This is a genomic window from Bradyrhizobium sp. SBR1B (genome assembly GCF_014198205.1).
GTDB lineage: Bacteria > Pseudomonadota > Alphaproteobacteria > Rhizobiales > Xanthobacteraceae > Bradyrhizobium.
In genome coordinates this window covers 46836-65444 of sequence record NZ_JACIHC010000007.1, presented here as the reverse complement: position 1 = coordinate 65444, position 18609 = coordinate 46836, and the positions used below count along the sequence as shown (strand labels likewise).

General features: G+C 63.3%; 17 protein-coding genes. 10 read left to right on the top strand and 7 right to left on the bottom strand.

The window, feature by feature from the left end:
- Window positions 1–371: 371 nt before the first annotated feature.
- Window positions 372–1643, bottom strand: coding sequence for an MFS transporter (locus tag GGD61_RS19535; RefSeq protein WP_183231019.1), 1272 nt, complete (start codon window positions 1641–1643; stop codon window positions 372–374).
- 262 nt (window positions 1644–1905) lie between these two features.
- On the opposite strand from GGD61_RS19535, the gene GGD61_RS19530 reads away from it, so the two are divergent.
- The 10 genes from GGD61_RS19530 (at window position 1906) to GGD61_RS19485 (ending at window position 12873) form a co-directional block, all read left to right on the top strand.
- Window positions 1906–3231 (top strand): UbiA family prenyltransferase, encoded by a 1326-nt coding sequence (locus GGD61_RS19530; protein WP_183231018.1) that lies wholly within the window; start codon window positions 1906–1908, stop codon window positions 3229–3231.
- 104 nt (window positions 3232–3335) lie between these two features.
- A complete protein-coding gene (locus tag GGD61_RS19525; RefSeq protein ID WP_018323452.1) occupies window positions 3336–3950 on the top strand; it encodes a ribonuclease D in 615 nt (204 codons plus the stop codon).
- A 174-nt stretch (window positions 3951–4124) separates the two neighbouring features.
- Window positions 4125–4859: an LPS export ABC transporter periplasmic protein LptC gene (gene lptC, locus GGD61_RS19520; RefSeq protein WP_104465930.1), complete on the top strand. Its 735-nt coding sequence runs from the start codon at window positions 4125–4127 to the stop codon at window positions 4857–4859.
- 4 nt (window positions 4860–4863) lie between these two features.
- Window positions 4864–5574 carry an LptA/OstA family protein gene (locus GGD61_RS19515; RefSeq protein WP_183231017.1) on the top strand — a complete coding sequence of 237 codons (711 nt, stop codon included), beginning with the start codon at window positions 4864–4866 and terminating at the stop codon, window positions 5572–5574.
- A gap of 223 nt (window positions 5575–5797) precedes the next feature.
- Complete coding sequence (gene lptB / locus GGD61_RS19510; protein ID WP_092251416.1) at window positions 5798–6802, top strand: LPS export ABC transporter ATP-binding protein; 1005 nt, start codon at window positions 5798–5800, stop codon at window positions 6800–6802.
- An 89-nt stretch (window positions 6803–6891) separates the two neighbouring features.
- Window positions 6892–8508 (top strand): RNA polymerase factor sigma-54, encoded by a 1617-nt coding sequence (gene rpoN / locus GGD61_RS19505; RefSeq protein ID WP_092251417.1) that lies wholly within the window; start codon window positions 6892–6894, stop codon window positions 8506–8508.
- 202 nt (window positions 8509–8710) lie between these two features.
- A complete protein-coding gene (gene hpf, locus GGD61_RS19500; protein WP_018323447.1) occupies window positions 8711–9337 on the top strand; it encodes a ribosome hibernation-promoting factor, HPF/YfiA family in 627 nt (208 codons plus the stop codon).
- A 231-nt stretch (window positions 9338–9568) separates the two neighbouring features.
- Window positions 9569–10030, top strand: a complete 462-nt coding sequence (gene ptsN / locus GGD61_RS19495) for a PTS IIA-like nitrogen regulatory protein PtsN (protein ID WP_008141251.1) — start codon at window positions 9569–9571, stop codon at window positions 10028–10030.
- Between the two features lie 490 nt (window positions 10031–10520).
- Window positions 10521–11837, top strand: coding sequence for an O-antigen ligase (locus GGD61_RS19490; protein WP_244550558.1), 1317 nt, complete (start codon window positions 10521–10523; stop codon window positions 11835–11837).
- A gap of 13 nt (window positions 11838–11850) precedes the next feature.
- Window positions 11851–12873, top strand: a complete 1023-nt coding sequence (locus GGD61_RS19485) for a glycoside hydrolase family 5 protein (protein ID WP_183231016.1) — start codon at window positions 11851–11853, stop codon at window positions 12871–12873.
- A 142-nt stretch (window positions 12874–13015) separates the two neighbouring features.
- Here GGD61_RS19485 and GGD61_RS19480 read toward each other — a convergent pair whose 3' ends face one another.
- The 6 genes from GGD61_RS19480 to ugpB form a co-directional block, all read right to left on the bottom strand.
- Entirely contained in the window at window positions 13016–13288 is a 273-nt protein-coding gene (locus GGD61_RS19480; protein ID WP_007598581.1) for a DUF1150 domain-containing protein, read from the bottom strand.
- A gap of 50 nt (window positions 13289–13338) precedes the next feature.
- Window positions 13339–13764 carry an Hsp20 family protein gene (locus GGD61_RS19475; RefSeq protein ID WP_018323442.1) on the bottom strand — a complete coding sequence of 142 codons (426 nt, stop codon included), beginning with the start codon at window positions 13762–13764 and terminating at the stop codon, window positions 13339–13341.
- 261 nt (window positions 13765–14025) lie between these two features.
- Window positions 14026–15114: a sn-glycerol-3-phosphate import ATP-binding protein UgpC gene (locus GGD61_RS19470; protein WP_183231015.1), complete on the bottom strand. Its 1089-nt coding sequence runs from the start codon at window positions 15112–15114 to the stop codon at window positions 14026–14028.
- Between the two features lie 108 nt (window positions 15115–15222).
- Entirely contained in the window at window positions 15223–16071 is an 849-nt protein-coding gene (gene ugpE / locus GGD61_RS19465; RefSeq protein WP_179732570.1) for a sn-glycerol-3-phosphate ABC transporter permease UgpE, read from the bottom strand.
- Window positions 16071–16952, bottom strand: a complete 882-nt coding sequence (gene ugpA, locus GGD61_RS19460) for a sn-glycerol-3-phosphate ABC transporter permease UgpA (RefSeq protein WP_183231014.1) — start codon at window positions 16950–16952, stop codon at window positions 16071–16073. Before ugpA ends, ugpE begins: the two co-directional genes overlap by 1 nt.
- Before the next feature lie 50 nt (window positions 16953–17002).
- Window positions 17003–18319, bottom strand: a complete 1317-nt coding sequence (ugpB, locus tag GGD61_RS19455) for a sn-glycerol-3-phosphate ABC transporter substrate-binding protein UgpB (RefSeq protein ID WP_018323438.1) — start codon at window positions 18317–18319, stop codon at window positions 17003–17005.
- Window positions 18320–18609 lie beyond the last annotated feature (290 nt).

Genomic DNA, 18609 nt, shown 5'->3' with positions numbered 1-18609 from the left:
GTAAACAATCGCGCCTGCCGTCGGCCAGACCCTTGCCTTCCGGGGTCGTGAATGCGTCGGCCATCGTCGAGCTATCCTGTCCTGTCCGTTGACCAGCAAAGAGCCGCTTCCAAGGCAGTTTCGGCAAGCAGAGGATGCCTATCAGGCCGGATTGAGCCGTAACTTAGCTGTGTAACATCCTTGATACGCGGCTGAAAAGTCTCATACTTTCAATAGCAAGGGCGACGCGACAGCCAATCCTTTCCTGGGCACCATTTTGCGGAATTCGGACGCAAATTAAGACGGCTCCCGATCCGCGAAGATAGCGGAGCGGCGATTGCTGCATCGCCGTCGCGACGGTCCCCCGGTACGCCAGTTCGTCCCGTTTCCCCTTACACCACCCTTTTCCCCGTCCGCTCCGCCACCGCCTTCTGCACAAAATACATAGCTACCAGCGAGACGATCGCCGATGCTACGACGACGTAGCCGATCCGGTCGAAATGGAGCAGCGCGCCATCTGGTCCTTCCGCGATGATCGCGCCCGCGAGCACCGAGCCGAGGCCGCCGGAGAGCTGCTGCAGCGAGGCGCTGATTGCGCTGAACGAGCCGCGCTGGTCGGAATCGGGGATCGCCGACATCAGCGCCTGCGACGGGATCATGCGCGAGAAGATGCCGACGAACATCAGCACGTTGACGAGGATCGCGGTCGTCAGCGCGACGTGGCCGAGATGGGTGTAGATCAGCACCATGATGACGGATACCACGCTGCCGAACACGAAGGTCGGGTATTTGCCGAACGCATCGCTCGCCCTGCCGACCAGCGGCCCCGTGACGATGCTGAACAGGCCTGAGACGAGATAGATCGTCGGCAGATGCGTGATGTCGATGCCGAGATTGTGCACGGTGAAGGCGCTGGAGAACGGCATCAGCATGTAGCCGCCGGTCGCCAGCAGCGTCGTGACGAAGAAGGCCAGCGTGTAGCGCGGCTGCCCGACGGTCGAGATCAGATGGTGGAACGGGTTCTTGTCCTGTTTCCGCTTCAGATGCGCGTCGACCGGCTCCATGGCGAAGGCGATGATGGCGATCGCCGCGATCGACACCACGACGATCGCAATGAAGCAGACGTGCCAGCTCCAGTGATTGGCGAGAAACAGGCCGGCGGGAATGCCGAGCACCTGGCTTGCTGCAAATGCGGTCTGGATGAAGCCCATCACGCGGCCGCGCAGATGCAGCGCGAACAAATCGGTGACGATGGCGAGCACCACCGAGCCGATCACGCCGCCGAACAATCCGGTCACGATCCGGCCGATCAGCAGCACGTGATAATTCGGCGCGATCGCGCAGAGCAGGGTCCCGAGCGTGAAGCCGACATAGAAGAACAGCAGCAGGAGTTTGCGATCGAAGCGATCGGCAAAGCCGGCGGCCAGCACCCCCGAAATGCCCGCGCTGAACGCGTAGGCCGACACCGCCACGCCAAACTGGGCGGCCGTGATGTTGAGTGCCGGCATCAGGATGGCGCCGAGCGGCGACATGATGATGAAGTCGAGGATGATCGTGAACTGCGTGAACGCGAGCAGCGCGATCAGAAGCGCCTGGTAGCGCGAGAAGCCGCGTTGGCGTTCTGACGGGTTGTCGATCGGCGCGGCGAGCGTCTGTTCGGTCATGGATCTCGATTCATGGGTCGCGGGGAGGGAAACTGGCAGATGGGGTGGGCCCGCACGATTTCCACGGGCCGCGCGCCACAGGCTCCGCCGAAACGGGCAGTTCGCGCGCCGCTGTGGGTTCCGTGCAACAGCCCTGTTCTCGCGGCTTCCGGCAGCCCGATTAAGCCGCCCTTAGCGAATGCTCCCCTAGTGTCATGACCGTCCATTTCCCTGCTCCCCGGCCCTGAGCCGGTCAGTTTGCGGCAAGTCAGAGCGTATTCGGATGGAGCAGCCTGACCGGCAGTATGATCCTGGCGTGCCCGAGCCGTTGGTCACGGCGGCGGCTACGCGGACGCTCGTCATCGATCTCGAAGGCGGCCTGCTGCGGTCCGAGCTGCTGATGGAGGCGCTGTTCTCCAGCCCCGGCCGTATGCTCGCCCGCTTCGGCGCTGGCGGACGTCCGGGCATGGCGGCACTCACGGATATCCTGGCGCGCGCCGAGATCGACTACGCCCATCTGCCCTACGAGCCCGACGTGCTGAACCGGGCTCTCGCGGCGCGGGCGCGGGGCGCGAAGATCTATCTGGTGGCCGGCCGGTTCACCCACCATGCCGCCGGCGTTGCCGCACATCTCGGCTTTGACGGCGTCGTTGCGCCGGCTGATCTGGCTGCAGGCGAAAAGCTGCCGTTCGATCCCGGCGCTATCGAGCGCATCGCCGCGCGCAGCAGCAAGCGTGCGAGCCTCAAGATCTGGGCCAAGGCGCTGCGCGTCTATCAATACGCCAAGAACACGCTGGTGTTCGTGCCTGTCATCACCGCGCATCAGCTGAATTTTGCCAGCTTCGGCTCCGCGCTGCTGGCGTTCCTGGCGTTCTCGGCCTGTGCGTCTGGCGCCTATCTGATGAATGATCTCCTGGATCTCGCAGCGGACCGGCAGCATCCGACCAAGCGCCATCGCGCGCTGGCGGCCGGAGATTTGCCGATCTCGTCCGCGCTATCAGCGATTCCTGCGTTGTGGCTGTTCGCGGTCGTGGCGGGTCTCTGCATTTCGCCGCTGTTTCTCGGCGTGCTCGGCGCCTATCTCGTCACCACCATCGCCTACTCGCTCGCGCTGAAGCGCAAGATGCTGGTCGACATTGTCACGCTCGCCGGTCTCTACACGCTTCGCATCGTCGCCGGCGCGGTCGGCGTCGGCGTGGTGCTGTCGGAATGGCTGCTGATCTTCTCGCTGTTCGTGTTCACCTCGCTGGCACTGATCAAGCGCTTCAGCGAGCTCAGCATGCGCGAGAGCGCCGGCCTTGCCGATCCCTCCAACCGCGACTATCGCGTCACCGACCTGCAAATCATCGCCGCGATGGCGGCGGCGAGCGCGATGAACGCGGTGACCGTGTTCTCGCTCTACGTCTCCTCGACCGCGGTGACGCCGCTGTACAGCCGTCCCTGGATGCTGTGGCTGCTCAATCCGCTGCTGCTCTACTGGTTCGGCCGCGCCCTGATGATGGCGCATCGCCGCGAGATGCCCGACGACCCGATTCTGTACGCTTTCCGCGACGGCCCCAGCCGCATTGCGGTTGCGGCCATGATCTGCATCATGCTGGCGGCGATCTGAGCGAAGCCCGTGCTTGCGCGGCCCGCCGGCAATGGCTACATCGCGGGCAATCCGAATTAGCTATTGTGCCGACGCACCGATTAGACCCGAGGTTTTGAAACGCCATGACCGTACGCCTGCATCGCGGCGACCTGCCCGACCTGTCCCGCTACACCGGAGCGGTGGCGATCGACACCGAGACCATGGGGCTGAATCCGCACCGCGACCGGCTCTGCGTGGTGCAGCTCTCGCCCGGCGACGGCAGCGCCGACGTGGTCCAGATCCCCAAGGGCCACACCGACGCGCCGAACCTGAAGGCGCTGCTGGCCAATCCCGCCATCACCAAGATCTTCCACTTCGCGCGGTTCGACGTCGCGGTGCTGTACCAGACCTTCGGCGTCATGACCGGCCCGATTTATTGCACCAAGATTGCCTCGCGCCTGACCCGTACCTACACCGATCGCCACGGCTTGAAAGACCTCGTGCGCGAGGTGCTCAATGTCGATCTCTCCAAGCAGCAGCAATCCAGCGATTGGGGTTCCGACAGCCTGACCGAGCCGCAGCTCGCCTATGCCGCCTCGGACGTGCTGCACCTGCATGCCTTGCGCGAACGGTTAGATGCAATGCTGGTGCGGGAGGGCCGCACCGCGCTGGCCAAAGCCTGTTTCGACTTCCTGCCGACCCGCGCCCTGCTCGACCTCCAGGGCTGGGCGGAGGAGGACATTTTCGCGCATTCCTGAGCCCTCGACCGCCGGTTAGACTTCGGGCTGCGCCCCGTTTCGGACACTTTCGTGCGGCCTGTCCAAGCCTGATATGTCCAAGGCTGATATGTACAAGGCTGCATATTGCGGCGCTGACGGGTACAATGGAGCGGCCTGCGACCCGGCCTGGCGAGCGGCACCTCAGGAGCTCAGGTGAATTCGGCCCATAATCCCACCTACGACGCCGCGCTTGCGGCGAAGTTTGCCAGCGCGGCGCGCCACAGCCGTCTGGTGCGGATTCTGCGCCTCGCGGTGCCGGCTGCAGTGCTGTTGTCGATGGCCGCCATCGTCGGCGTCTCGGTCTTCAATCCGTTCCGCATGCTGATGCCGAAGCTGCCGCTCGATTCCGGAAACCTGGTGGTGTCGGGCACCAAGATCACGATGGAATCGCCGCATCTGGCGGGCTACACGCCGGACCAGCGGCCCTACGAGCTCTGGGCCAAGACCGCGACGCAGGACATCACCGATCCCGATCATGTCGATCTCTCCGACCTGCGCGCGAAGGTGCTGATGGAGGATCAATCCACCCTGTTCCTCGATGCCCGCACCGGCCGCTTCGACAACAAGCAGCAGCAGCTCGATCTGCACAAGGACATCTTCCTGCGCACCTCGACCGGCTACGAGGCGCGGCTGAACTCGGCCTTCGTCGACATGGGCAAGGGCACGGTCTCCTCGGACGAGCGTGTCGACGTCAAGCTGACCAACGGCACGCTGACCGCGGACAAGCTGCGCATCACGGAAGGCGGCGACGTCATCCGCTTCGAGGGCAATGTGGTGATGCATCTGGACAAGCTGGATGACCCCGCCGCCGCTCAGCCTGCGCCGGCCGAGCCCGCGCCGGCGGCGCCGCCGGCCAAGTCAAAGAACAAATCTGCCAATTCAAAGTGATTTCATGATCAGGTTTTTTCCGCGCAACCACACGCGCAATGCCATCGTCAGTGCAGCTGCGCTCGCCGCCACTGTCGTGCTTGCGGCAACCGGCGCCACTTTTGCGCAGAGCACGATGCAGGGCGTGCCGAACGCGATGCAGGGTTTCTCGCAGAACCGCGATCAGCCGATCCAGATCGAGGCGGCCTCGCTCGAGATGCGCGACAAGAAGAAGGAGGCGACCTTCGCCGGCAATGTGAAGGTCATCCAAGGCGACACCACCATGACCTCGAAGACGCTGGTGGTGTTCTACGAATCGGGCGGCGACAAGCCCGCCACGCCCCAGCCTGCGGCCAAGGCGACCAAGGGCGCGCCGATGCAGTCGGCGCAGCCGGGCCCCGGCGGCAGTTCCTCGATCAAACGGCTGGAGGCGCGCGGCAATGTCGTGGTCACCCAGAAGGACCAGGTGGTGACCGGCGAGACCGCCGTGTTCGACACCAGAACCAATCTCATCACCATGCTGGGCGGCGGCGGCCAGGTCGTCCTGACGCAGTGCAAGAACGTGCTGCGCGGCGACCGTTTGATGGTCGACATGACGACGGGCGTGTCGCGGGTGGAATCCGACAACGGCCGGGTTCAGGCCCTGCTGCCGCAGGGCGGCGGCAACGATTGCGGTTCGGGCAAGCCCGGCGGAGCGCCGCCTTTGCAATTGCCCGGCGGAACTAAATCGAAATGAATTCAACGACTTGGATCGGACGCTCCCGAACCGAGGTTGAAGCTTGGCCGGTGAGACTGTATCTAGCGCGCAGGGCTTTCGAAGCGGGGTCCGCCGCTTTTCGGGCGTGTTTCACTGGGCATGAGACATCCCTTCACTCATGCTGCATCGGCCAGTCGAACGGCCGGTGCGGCAGATCGCGCGAATTCGCGCAGGATCGTCGCGAAAGGCTTAGAAGGCGGGGATGGTCGATCTCTTCAGCATGTTCCGTCGGCGCCCCGCCAAGCGCGGCCGGCCAGGATTTGCGCGTCAGGACATCACCGCGCTTGGTGACGGCGTCGGCGGGCTCGTGACGAGCCCGATCCGGGACGCGCCGATGGCCCGCGACCAGGCGATCCATGCGCCCGATCAGTTCCAGGGTGACTATCAAGGCGACTATCAAGCCGAGGCGCCGCGTCAGCCGGCAGTTCACCCCGTCAGGGCCGCCGCCAAGCCGAACGGCGGTGGGCCGCAGCTCCTGAAGCGGCCCGGCTTTCTGGCTGTGCATAGCGTGGAAAAGGCCTTCGGCAGCCGCCAGGTCGTGCGCGGTGTCAGCATCTATGTGCGCCGCGGCGAAGCAGTCGGCCTGCTCGGTCCGAACGGCGCCGGCAAGACCACCGTGTTCTACATGATCACCGGCCTGATCAAGGCCGATCGCGGCGCCATCGAGCTCGACGGCCACGACGTCACCAAGCTCCCGATGTATCAGCGCGCGCGGCTCGGCATCGGCTATTTGCCGCAGGAAGCCTCGATCTTCCGCGGCCTCACCGTCGAGCAGAACATCCGCGCCGTGCTCGAAGTGGTGGAGCCCTCGCGCAAGAAGCGCGAGCAGCAGCTCGATTCGCTGCTCGACGAGTTCAACATCACGCGGCTCAGGAAATCGCCCTCAATCGCTCTGTCGGGCGGCGAGCGCCGCCGCGTCGAGATCGCGCGCGCCCTGGCGACGCGGCCGAATTACATGCTGCTCGACGAGCCCTTCGCCGGCATCGACCCGATCGCGGTCGGCGACATCCAGGACCTCGTCCGCCATCTCACCAATCGCGGCATCGGCGTCCTCATCACCGACCACAATGTCCGCGAGACGCTCGGCCTCACCGACCGCGCCTACATCGTCTATGCCGGCGAAATCTTGACCGAGGGGAGCCCGGATGAGATCGTCGCCGATCCGGACGTGCGCCGCCTTTACCTTGGCGAGGAATTCCGCCTCTAGCCCGTTTTTGCGTTCGTCAAGACGTGTACATCGGGCTCGGACTAAGATAAGCAAAAATCGGACCAATTTTTGGGAACGGTTCTTGCTTCATGGCTCTCACGCAGAGATTAGAGTTCCGGCAGTCGCAGTCGCTGGTCATGACGCCGCAGTTGATGCAGGCGATCAAGCTGCTGCAACTGTCCAATCTCGATCTCACGACCTTCGTGGAAGAGGAGCTCGAGCGTAACCCCCTGCTGGAACGGGCCAATGACGAGGCCCCCGCGGGCGAGCCCCCGGCCGAGGCCGGCCAGTACAGCGATGGCGAGGAGTCCGGCGGCCAGGGCGATGACGGCTTTGGCGGCGGCGACGCCTTCGAGCCGGGCCAGGAAGAATGGATGAGCAAGGATCTCGGCACCCGCGCCGAGATCGAGCAGACCCTCGACACGGGCCTCGACAACGTCTTCTCCGAGGAACCGGCCGAGGCCGCGGCGCGCAACGCCCAGGATGCCGCGCCGACCACCTATACGGAATGGGGCGGCGGCGCCTCCGGCGACGAGGACTACAATCTCGAGGCCTTTGTCGCGGCCGAGTTGACGCTCTCGGACCATCTCGCCGAGCAGCTCTCGGTGGCCTTCACCGCGCCTGCCCAGCGCATGATCGGCCAGTATTTGATCGACCTCGTCGACGAGGCCGGCTATCTGCCGGGCGATCTCGGCCAGGCCGCCGAGCGCCTTGGCGCGACGCAAGCCGACGTCGAGAGCGTCCTTGCCGTGCTGCAAAAATTCGATCCGCCCGGGGTCTGTGCGCGCAATTTGAGCGAATGCCTGGCGATCCAGCTCCGCGAGCTCGACCGCTACGACCCCGCGATGCAGGCTCTGGTCGAGCATCTCGATCTCCTGGCCAAGCGCGACATCGTGGCCCTGCGCAAGATCTGCGGCGTCGATGACGAGGACATCGCCGACATGATCGGCGAGATCCGCCGCCTCAATCCCAAGCCCGGCATGAAGTTCGGCTCGGCGCGTCTGCAGACCATGGTGCCCGACGTCTATGTCCGCCCGGGTCCCGACGGCGGCTGGCATGTCGAGCTCAACAGCGACACCTTGCCGCGCGTGCTGGTCAACCAGACCTACTATTCCGAGCTGTCGAAGAAGATCGGCAAGGACGGCGACAAGTCCTATTTCACCGACGCGCTGCAGAACGCGACCTGGCTGGTGCGCGCGCTCGACCAGCGCGCCCGCACCATCCTGAAAGTTGCAACCGAGATCGTGCGCCAGCAGGACGGCTTCTTCACCCATGGCGTGGCGCATTTGCGGCCGCTCAATCTGAAGGCCGTGGCCGATGCCATCCAGATGCATGAATCCACGGTGTCGCGTGTCACCGCCAACAAGTACATGGCGACCAATCGCGGCACGTTCGAGCTGAAATATTTCTTCACGGCCTCGATCGCCTCGGCCGACGGCGGCGAGGCGCATTCCGCCGAAGCCGTCCGCCACCACATCAAGCAGCTGATCGATTCGGAGGAGCCCGCGGCGATCCTGTCGGACGACACCATCGTGGAACGCTTGCGCGCCTCGGGCATTGATATTGCCCGCCGCACGGTCGCGAAGTACCGCGAAGCCATGCGCATTCCTTCCTCGGTGCAACGTCGCCGCGACAAGCAGAGCGCTCTTGGTAACGTCCTCACCACCGCCTTGTCCGATCGCTCCCGCAACACCGAACCGGCCTGATTGCGCTGGCGCGAAATCGCGCTACTCTCGCCCCCCCCGTCGAGACGGATCCAAGCAGGCGCATGATCCGGAAAAGTGTCCAGCGGTTTTCCTTCCCGACAAACGCCGAAGGCGTTTGCGGGGAGATCATGCGCAGGGAATCTTCCAGAGGTGCGATGACGTGGCATCGCACCGCGAGCACGTGAACCAAGCGAGGCATCACATGACTCTCAGAATCTCGGGAAAGAGCATCAGCGTCGGCGAGGCCCTGCGTGGCCGCGTTTCCGACCGCACCGACGAGGTGCTGCGCAAATATTTCGACGGCAATTATTCCGGCCACATCACGCTCAGCAAGGACGGCTTCGGCTTCCGCACCGATTGCGCCCTGCATCTCGATTCCGGAATCACGCTGGAGGCCGATTCGAACGCGCCGGATGCCTATGCCAGCGCCGACCAGGCGCTGCTGATGATCGAGAAGCGGCTGCGCCGCTACAAGAACCGGCTCAAGGACCGCTCCGCCCGCAAGGCCCATGTCGCCTCCGAAGCAATGGCTGCGCTCGATGCCACCAGCTACGTGCTCGAGGCGCCGGAGGGCGAGGACGAGGTCACCGGCTACAGCCCCGTCATCATCGCCGAGGCGACCACTTCGCTGAAGCCGCTGTCGGTCAGCGAGGCCGTCATGGAACTCGACCTGAGCGGGGCTCCCTGCCTGGTCTTTCAGCACGGTTCCAGCGGCCGGGTGAACATCATTTACCGCCGGGCCGACGGCAATGTGGGCTGGATCGATCCGCCCGGAGCCAAAACGGATGCCGGCGCGGATGGCAAGGGGAACAGCGCGGCCGGGGGATAGGCAAAAGCCCAGCCCCGTACCATCCGCAGGCCTTAATAATGACCGGGGCAAAGCCGCACGCGGGAGTTGGCACCGGGATTGCGTTGGAGTAGAAGCGCCCCACATCAGGACTTAACGGGATTTGGGCTAAGTCCTCCTCCTGCTTGACCTTCTTGACGCCGGCCCGGCGTGGTTTCTCTCCAAGCCGGCCAATTCGGAACCTGACGGTTTAATTCACCTCGGAAACCCTCCATGCCGATTACCGATCTGGTCGCACCCGAGGCGATTCTCCCGGCATTGAAGGTCAACAGCAAGAAGCAGGCCCTGCAGGAGCTCGCGGCCAAGGCCGCCGAGCTGACCGGGCAGAACGAGCGCTCCGTGTTCGAGGTGCTGCTGCAGCGGGAGAAGCTCGGCACCACCGCGGTCGGCTATGGCGTTGCCATTCCGCACGGCAAGCTGCCCAAGCTCGAAAAGATTTTTGGCCTGTTCGCACGTCTCGACCGTCCGATCGATTTCGAGGCGATGGACGGCCAGCCGGTCGATCTCGTCTTCCTGCTGCTCGCCCCCGAAGGCGCCGGCGCCGATCACCTCAAGGCCCTCGCCCGCATCGCCCGCCTGTTGCGCGACCAGGACATCGCCAAGAAGCTGCGCGCTTCGCGCGATGCCCAGGCGATTTACTCTGTGCTGGCACTGCCGCCGGCCACCGCGGCGTAACTTCGCCGTCAAAGGCCGGATCTACTCTGGCCTCCTGGATCGCCCGGCATTGCCGGCGTCGCGCCCTGACCAAGGGGATCTGCAGGTAGACGCTCCGAAAATTTTCCCGCTTGAGACGCACGGCATATTGGGCGGCGCCAAAATCCGCTAACAGTCGTTCGAAGCTGTGGACTGAGCGGACGTGATTTGGAATGGAAATGCGTCGTTGCGCATTGGCGCGGCGGGGGGAGAACGGCGCGGGGAACCGGGCCTCGGCCGGCGGATGCCCGGCCTATCGTCCAAAAGCTACCCGCCTGGCAAGACGCCCAGGCGATCCCCTCGGTGCCGGTGTTGGAGCCGGCGACAAACCGCCAATCATCGATATCGTTGGGTTCAGGCTGCGCTTTTGCTCGAACTGATGTCCGGGCCAATCGAGGCCCGCTCGCGGCGCAAGTCCCGGGAATGTCGACCGCGCGAAGGCGGTCGCGACGCGCGGTAGGGGACATCGGCCGTGCTTCAGGAAGGTCAGCTCAGGGCCAGCCCACAAATCGGTTCGGATTCCGAGGCATACGAAAGCGCGATCTGGAAAGCGCGCAGCGTCGGTGTGGAGAAGCTTGCCAGAAACGTGATCCGCGGTTCGATCACCGTCAACGTGGTCGCGTCGATGGGGGTCTTCCAACCCGCGCTGCTTCCCGCAGAGTGGAGCAATCTGCAACAGGCCGTTGCGCTCGTGATGTGGGTCATCCTGATCTACGCCAGTGTCTTCGTGCGTCCACGCGTACGCGTGCAGCCGAATCCCGATCTCATCGCGCTGGTGGCATTCTATTCCCTCGCTGCCATTTCCGTTCTCTGGACCAGTCTCGCCGTTGCGGCGATCATGAAGAGCGCGGCACTTGTGGTGACGACCTTCGGTGCGTACTGCCTCATTACCCGTATCGACGTGGACGAGATCGTCGGATCGACGGCACTCGGGTTCTTCATTCTGGTCGCCGCCTCGGCCTTGTGTGCCGTCTTCGTGCCCGAGATCGGCGTCGACCAGAGCTGGATGCACAATGGCCAGTGGCAAGGAATCTACGAATCGAAGCAGACGCTCGGTTTCATCAGCGCATATCTGATGTTCTTTGCCTGCTATCAGAAGATGACCGGGCAGGGATGGATCGCTTTTCTCGCGACGTTTCTCCTGGCGTCGACGTGCGTCATCGCCTCGGAATCCCGTGGTGCCGGCGCCGTTGCCGTTGCCGCGTGTGGGCTGCTCGTCACCTCGATGTGGTCGATCCGCTGCATGAGAGTCTATGCGGTGCTGCCATTCATCATGTGCATTCTGGCCGCCCTGCTGTTTCTGTATTTCTATCTGACGGGGTACGATTCCTTTCATCTCGGCGGCGAATCGACCATCGACTTGACCGAGCGGACTTTCATTTGGCAGTACGCCATCAGCCATTTCAACGACGCGCCCCTGCTGGGCTTTGGCATCAACGGATTCTGGACGCGCCCCGCGATTTACGACTACTTCAACCAGAACCATGGCTGGGTGCTCGACAATTATCATAGCGGTTACATCGCGGTGGCGATTGAAACGGGATTTCTGGGATATTTGCTGTTTGTCGCGAGCGTCTATCTGTTTTCGGAAAAGGTCCTGTATTTGATCGCCACCCGGTCGATCGATCGTTCCCATTGCGCTCTCATCATCGGATTTGTCGTCCTGAGCTTTCAATCGAATTTCACGGAGACGATGTTCCTCCGCTCGACGATGTTCACGTCGGTGCTTCTCGTCGCGTTCTTCTTCGCGGTGTGCAGGCCGGTGCCGCAGCAATCCCTGCGGCCATGATGGAGAAAGCAGCATGAATGCCATCTGCGCCCGCTGGTTGGTGACCTTCCGTCTCACCTTGGCGATCGCCGTGCTCGCGATCTGCTCTCAGGCCGACGCAGCCAAGCAGGGCACCGCGCGCACCCCCGGAGAATTGGGGCGCGGCATCAACATCCTCGGCTACGACGGCATCTGGGAGGGAGGCCGGAACGCGCCATTTCGTCTGGACAACCTCACTGCGATCCGAAAGGCCGGGTTCTCGCACGTTCGGATCAATTTCTTCGGCTTCAAGTTCATGGGCGAAGGGAATCTGCTGGATGAAATCGTCTTGAAACGGCTTGATGCCGTGATCGAAGACGTGCTCGCCCGGAAGCTCATCCCCATTCTGGACGAGCACGATACGGATACTTGCCAGCGCGACGTGTCCGGATGCGCCGAGAAGCTAAAGGCATTCTGGACGCAAATCGCCGGGCGCTATGCCGGAAGATATCCGAAGCTTGTCTTCGAGGTCCTCAATGAGCCCGGCGGGCAGATGACGTCGACCAGCTGGAACGCCCTTCTGAACGAGTGTCTCGGCATCATCCGCACCAGCAACCCCGGACGGACGGTCATTGCTGCCGTTCTCAACGTCGACGACATGCCGGTCGAGGAACTGGCCCTGCCATCAGGTGACAGAAACCTCATTGTGACGTTTCACTATTACGCGCCGATACGTTTCACGCATCAGGGTGCGCCGTGGTCCCCAACGTTCTCGCGGCTCGGGCCGCTCGATTGGGGCACTCCGGAGGACGAACGGAAGGCACTCGCCGATTTCGAAAAGATTCGTATCTGGTCCGAAAAGGAAAAGCGCCCGATCTATCTCGGCGAGTTCGGCGTGTACGAGCGCGCTCCGACGGACGCCCGGACGCGATATCTGTCGTTCGTGGCGCGAACTGCGGATCGGCTTGGCTGGGCATGGGCCTATTGGCAGTTCGACCATGATTTCGCGGCCTTCGACAGCGCGCGTCAAACCTGGAAGCCGGACATCCTGCGGGCGTTGATCCCGGTGGTGCGTTGAATCGCGCGTTCGGGATCGAGAGTTGAGCCTACTGCGGCCTCACGCACCGTCATTGCGAGGAGCGTCATCGTGTCAAAATGAAAACGGGCACGCCTTCGCAAGAAGGCATGCCCGCTGGAAACTCTGTTCGTGCGACGTGCGCTCAGTGCACGCTGACGGCTTGCAGCTCGTTGCTCCAGGCGTTCGCGATCGCGGCTTCGCGGCTGTCGGTCAGCATGATCGGCGTGCCGTCGGCGGCGTGGAGCGCGAAGAGTTTTAAGCCCGGCGCGATTTTCGGCGCTTCGGGAAACAGGCCCGGCACGTCCTCGGAGCGGATCTGCTTCACATAGGCGATATGGCCTTCGCCAAGGGTTGCCAGCGTCTCCGGGGAGACGTTCTTGGCTTCGTATTCGAACGCAACGTGACCTTCACTCATGGTCTCGACTCCTCTGGAACACTAAGCGGTCGAGTCCGCTACTCGTTCCATTATTCGTGCTCATTGATAGCGATTGTCTTAACGATCCTCTCCGGTTCAGGCCGGGCCAGATCGATCGACAACAACCCGTTCTTCAGATCCGCACCCAGCACCAGCATCCCCTCCGCCAGCACGAAGGTGCGCTGGAAGTGGCGCGCGGCGATGCCGCGATGGATGTATTGCCGGGACTTGTCGTCCTGCTGCCGCCCGCGGATCACGAGCTGGTTTTCCTCAATGGTTACATCGAGTTGGTCGCGCGTAAATCCGGCGACCGCCAGCGTGATACGTAAGCGCTCGGGCTGGCCGTCCGCGCCGCCACACCTCTCGATATTGTAGGGAGGGTAGCCGTCGGCGCCTTTGACGACGCGATCGAGCACGCGCTCAATCTCGTCGAAGCCCAGAAGGAACGGACTGGATAACGTGGGAACACGAGACATAGTTTACAAAGTCCTCGCAGAAGCGACTTTGGTGCATCAGGGCCCGTAGCGGCGCCCCTTGATCAGCAATATGGGCATGTTCCTGTGCTGGTTCAAGCAGGTAGCCGGGGAGCTGTGGATTGGCCATCTCCAGCCGTCATGACTGGGACGAGCCCGGGCATGACGAATTCAGCTGGCGATTTATCTCAACAAAAACAGACCCCCTTCTACTGTGCATGGGGTTGTTTTTGCGTTTTGTGGTTTCCGGCCCCTCGGAACGGATCAGGCCTCCAGCCGCGTCCGCCCGTCGCCGCTGAACAAATGCAGCTTCGTCCGCACCGCCGCCACCCGGATTTTCGCGCCGATCGCTGGGGCCTCGGTTCCGGGAATGCGGACGATGATCTCGCCGGGCGGCAGCTCGCCGGGGGTGGCGGCGACGCGCTGCTCCTCCTGCTCGCGCGAGCCATAGACGAAGGTCTCGGCGCCGACGCGCTCGATCGCTTCCACCGTCAGCGGCAAAGCGACGCCGCCGGCCGGGGTCTGGTCGGTGATGACGAAGTCTTCCGGGCGGATGCCGAGGATGCCGGCGTCCGCCGCCGCGCTGCCGGCGAGCTGCGATCTGATCTCCTCGGGGCGCGTCGACATCAAATTCATCGGCGGTGCCCCGATGAAGGAGGCGACGAAGGTGGTCGCCGGCTTCTCGTAGATCGCGAGGGGATTGCCGACCTGCTCGACCTGGCCGCCATTCATCACGACGAGAACGTCGGCGAGCGTCATGGCTTCGAGCTGGTCGTGGGTGACGTAGATCGACGTGGTGTTGAGCCGGCGCTGCAATTTGCGGATTTCGACCCGCATCGCGATGCGGAGTTTCGCATCGAGATTCGACAGCGGCTCGTCGAACAAAAACACCTTCGGCTGGCGTACGATGGCGCGGCCCATGGCGACGCGCTGGCGCTGGCCGCCGGAGAGCTGACGCGGCTTGCGTTCCAGCATCGGTGACAGCTCGAGCACGCGCGCGGCTTCCTCGACGCGGGTTTTGATCTCGGCTTCCGCCATGCCACGGTTGCGCAGGCCGTAGGCCATGTTGTTGAAGACGCTCATATGCGGATAGAGCGCGTAGTTCTGGAACACCATCGCGATGTCGCGATCGGCGGGCTCGACCTGGTTGACCACGCGGCCGCCGATTTCGATCTCGCCGCCGGTGACGGTCTCGAGGCCCGCGACCATGCGCAGCAAGGTGGACTTGCCGCAGCCGGAGGGGCCGACCAGCACGCAGAACTGTCCGTCGCCGACATCGACGTTGACGCCCTTGATGGCCTCGAAGCCGCCGAGATAGGTCTTGCGGACGTTGCGCAGGGTGACGTTAGCCATGTGTTGCACCAGCGAATAGCGAATAGGGAGTGGCGAATAGGGAGTAACGAGAGAGCAAGGCAGAAGCAGCGACCCCATTCGCTACTCGCCATTCGCAATTCGCCATCATCACTTTTCCGTCTCGACCAGGCCGCGCACGAACAATTTCTGCATGGCGACGACGACGAACACCGGCGGCAGCATGGCCAGCATGGCGGTCGCCATCACGATCGGCCATTCGGTCAGCGCGTCGGTGGTGGTGATCATCTTGCGGATGCCGACCTGGATGGTCTGCATGTCGTCGCGGGTGGTGATGAGCAGCGGCCAGAGATATTGATTCCAGCCGAGGATGAACAGGATCACGAACAGCGCCGCCATGTTGGTGCGCGACAGCGGCAGCAGTGTATCCCAGAAGAAGCGCAAGGGGCCGGCGCCATCGATGCGGGAGGCTTCCAGGAGCTCGTCCGGCACCGTCATGAAGAACTGGCGGAACAGCAGCGTCGCGGTGGCCGAGGCGATCAGCGGCAGCGCGAGGCCCGCGTAGCTGTCGAGCATGTGCAGATCGGCGACGATCTTGTAGGTCGGATAGATGCGGACCTCGACCGGCAGCATCAGGGTGATGAAGATGATCCAGAAGATCGCCATCCGGAACGGAAAGCGGAAATACACGATCGCATAGGCCGAGATGATCGAGATCGCGATCTTGCCGACCGCGATCAGCAGCGCCATCACCAGCGAGTTCAGCATCATGTTGCCGACAGGCTCGCGGGTCGAGCCGCTCGTGCCGACGAAGATGGTTTGATAATAGGTCTCGAAGAAATGACCGCCCGGCAGCAGCGACATCTGCCCGTTCGCGATCAGCGCGTTGTCCTGGGTCGAGGCGACGAACGCGATGTAGACCGGGAAGGCGACGATCGCGATCCCGATCCAGAGAATGATGTGCGCGACGTAGCGCCGAAAGCCCTCTTCCTCGACCATCAGTAGGTCACCTTGCGTTCGACGAAGCGGAACTGGATGCCCGTCAGCACGATGACCATGACCATCAGGATCACCGATTGCGCCGCGGAGCTGCCGAGATTGCCGCCGAGCAGGCCGTCGGAATAGACCTTGTAGACCAGCGTTTCCGTCGACTTGCCGGGTCCGCCGCGGGTCATGGTGTCGATGATGCCGAACGTGTCGAAGAAGGCGTAGACGATGTTGACGACCAGCAGGAAGAAGATGGTCGGCGACAGCAGCGGGAAGGTCACGGTCCAGAACCGGCGCATCGGGCGCGCACCGTCGATCGCGGCGGCTTCGAGCACGCTTCTTGGGATGCTCTGCAGGCCGGCGAGGAAGAACAGGAAATTGTAGGAGATCTGCTTCCAGGCGGCGGCGAGAATGATCAGCGCTGCCGCCTGGTCACCGTCGAGCAGCGGATTCCAGTCGATCCCGAGCGCGCGCAGGTAGCGCGCGATAACGCCCAGCGAGGGATGCAGCATGAAGATCCAGAGCACGCCGACGACCGGTGGCGCCACCGCATAGGGCCAGATCAAGAGGGTGCGGTAGAGCATCGAGCCGCGCAGGGGCTTGTCCGCCATGACGGCGAGCAGCAGCGCAAAGGACAACGACGAGACCGCGATGGCGAACGAGAAGAAGAAGGTGCGGAGGATCGCCTCGAAATAGGCGGGCTCCCTGAACAGATCGAGATAGTTCTCGAACCAGACGAAGCTCGTCGACAGGCCGAAGGCGTCCTGGAGCAGGAAGGACTGGATCACCGCCTGCAGGGCCGGCCAGTAGAAGAATAGCAGGACGATCGCGAGCTGCGGCGCAACCAGCACGTAAGGCAATAGCTTGGATTGGAAAATGGCTTGCTTTTGCATGGTGTCCGCCGAAAGCGGCAGGCCGGGGGACCGGCCTGCCGCTCATCGCCTCACTTGACGGCGGTCTTTTCGAACTGCCGCAGCATCGTGTTGCCGCGCTCGACCGCGGCATCCAGCGCCTGCTTGGCGGTCTTCTTGCCGGCCAGCGCCTGCTCGATCTCTTCCGACCAGACGTCACGCAGCTGGACCATGTTGCCGAGGCGCAGACCGCGCGAGTTCTCGGTCGGCTCCTTGTTGGTCAGCTCGAGCAGCGGGGTCTCGAGATAGGGCTGGTCCTTGTAGAAGCCCTCGGCCTTGGCCTTCTCATAGGCCGCCTTGGTGATCGGCAGATAGCCCGAGGCCTTGTGGATGTAGACCTGACGATCGGTGTCCGAGAGGAAGGTCAGGAATTTTGCGACGCCCTTGTATTCATCGGCCGGCTTGCCGCCCATGACCCAGAGCGAAGCGCCGCCGATGATCGAGTTCTGCGGCGCGCCCTTTGCCTCCGGATAATACGGCATCGGCACAGCGGTGAAGTTGAACTTGGCCTGGGCCTTGACGTTGCCGAAGAAGGCCGACGAGGTCAGGTAGATCGGGCATTCGCCCGAGGTGAAGCGGCCTTCGCCGGTGTTGGTGCGGCCGGCATAGTCGTAGACCTTGGTCTTCTGGAGCTCGACCAGGTTTTCGAGATGCTTGACCTGGAGCGGCCCGTTGAACTCGAGCTTGGTGTCGAAGCCGTCGAGGCCGTTGGCCTTGCTGGCGAGCGGCACGTTGTGCCAGGCGGAGAGCTGCTCGAGATTGACCCAGGTGACCCACGAGCCGGAGAAGCCGCAGGTGTCATGACCGGCAGCCTTCAGCTTCTTGGCGGCCTCGAACGTTTCGGGCCAGGTCTTCGGGATCGCGACATTGGCCTTCTTCAGCTCATCGAGATTGACCCACATCACGGTCGACGACGAATTGAAGGGGAACGACAGCATCTCGCCCTTCGAGGTCGAATAGTAGCCGGTGATGGCGGGCAGGTAGATCTTGGGATCGAACTTCTCGCCGGCCTCGGCCATCAGCTTGTAGACGGGCTTCACCGCGCCGGTCGCAGCCATCATGGTGGCGGTGCCGACCTCGAACACCTGCATGATGTGCGGCGCGTTGCCGGCACGGAATGCCGCGATGCCCGCGTTCATGGTGTCGGCGTAATTGCCCTTGTAGGTCGGAACGACCTTGAAGTCGCTCTGCGACGCGTTGAAGTCGTTGGCGAGCTTGACGATGACGTCGTTGTTGGCGCCGGTCATCGCGTGCCACCACTGGATTTCCGTCACGGCCAGCGCCGGCGAGGCCGTCATGCCAACCGTGAGTGCAAATGCGGCAGCCGCCCCAAAGTGTCGAAGAGCCATCAAGTAAACCTCCCTTGGCCGTCAAAAGAAGCGCTTGCGCTAGCAGCGCCATATGACGTTCACATGACTGTGTAAGCGGCCGAAACGAAAGCGGCAAGCGCTGGAAAAGGGAAGCCGGCAAATAGGCGAAGACGGCACGGGCGGCCGCATTGGTTCGCGGTGCACCTACGTGGGTCGCGCCGCAGTGCGGCATTGATGTGAGGCAGGCGATCAGGCTGCGGGCTCGAAAACCTCTCCCGCTTGCGGGAGAGGTCGCGCCGAAGGCGCGGGTGAGGGTTCTATCCTCTAGG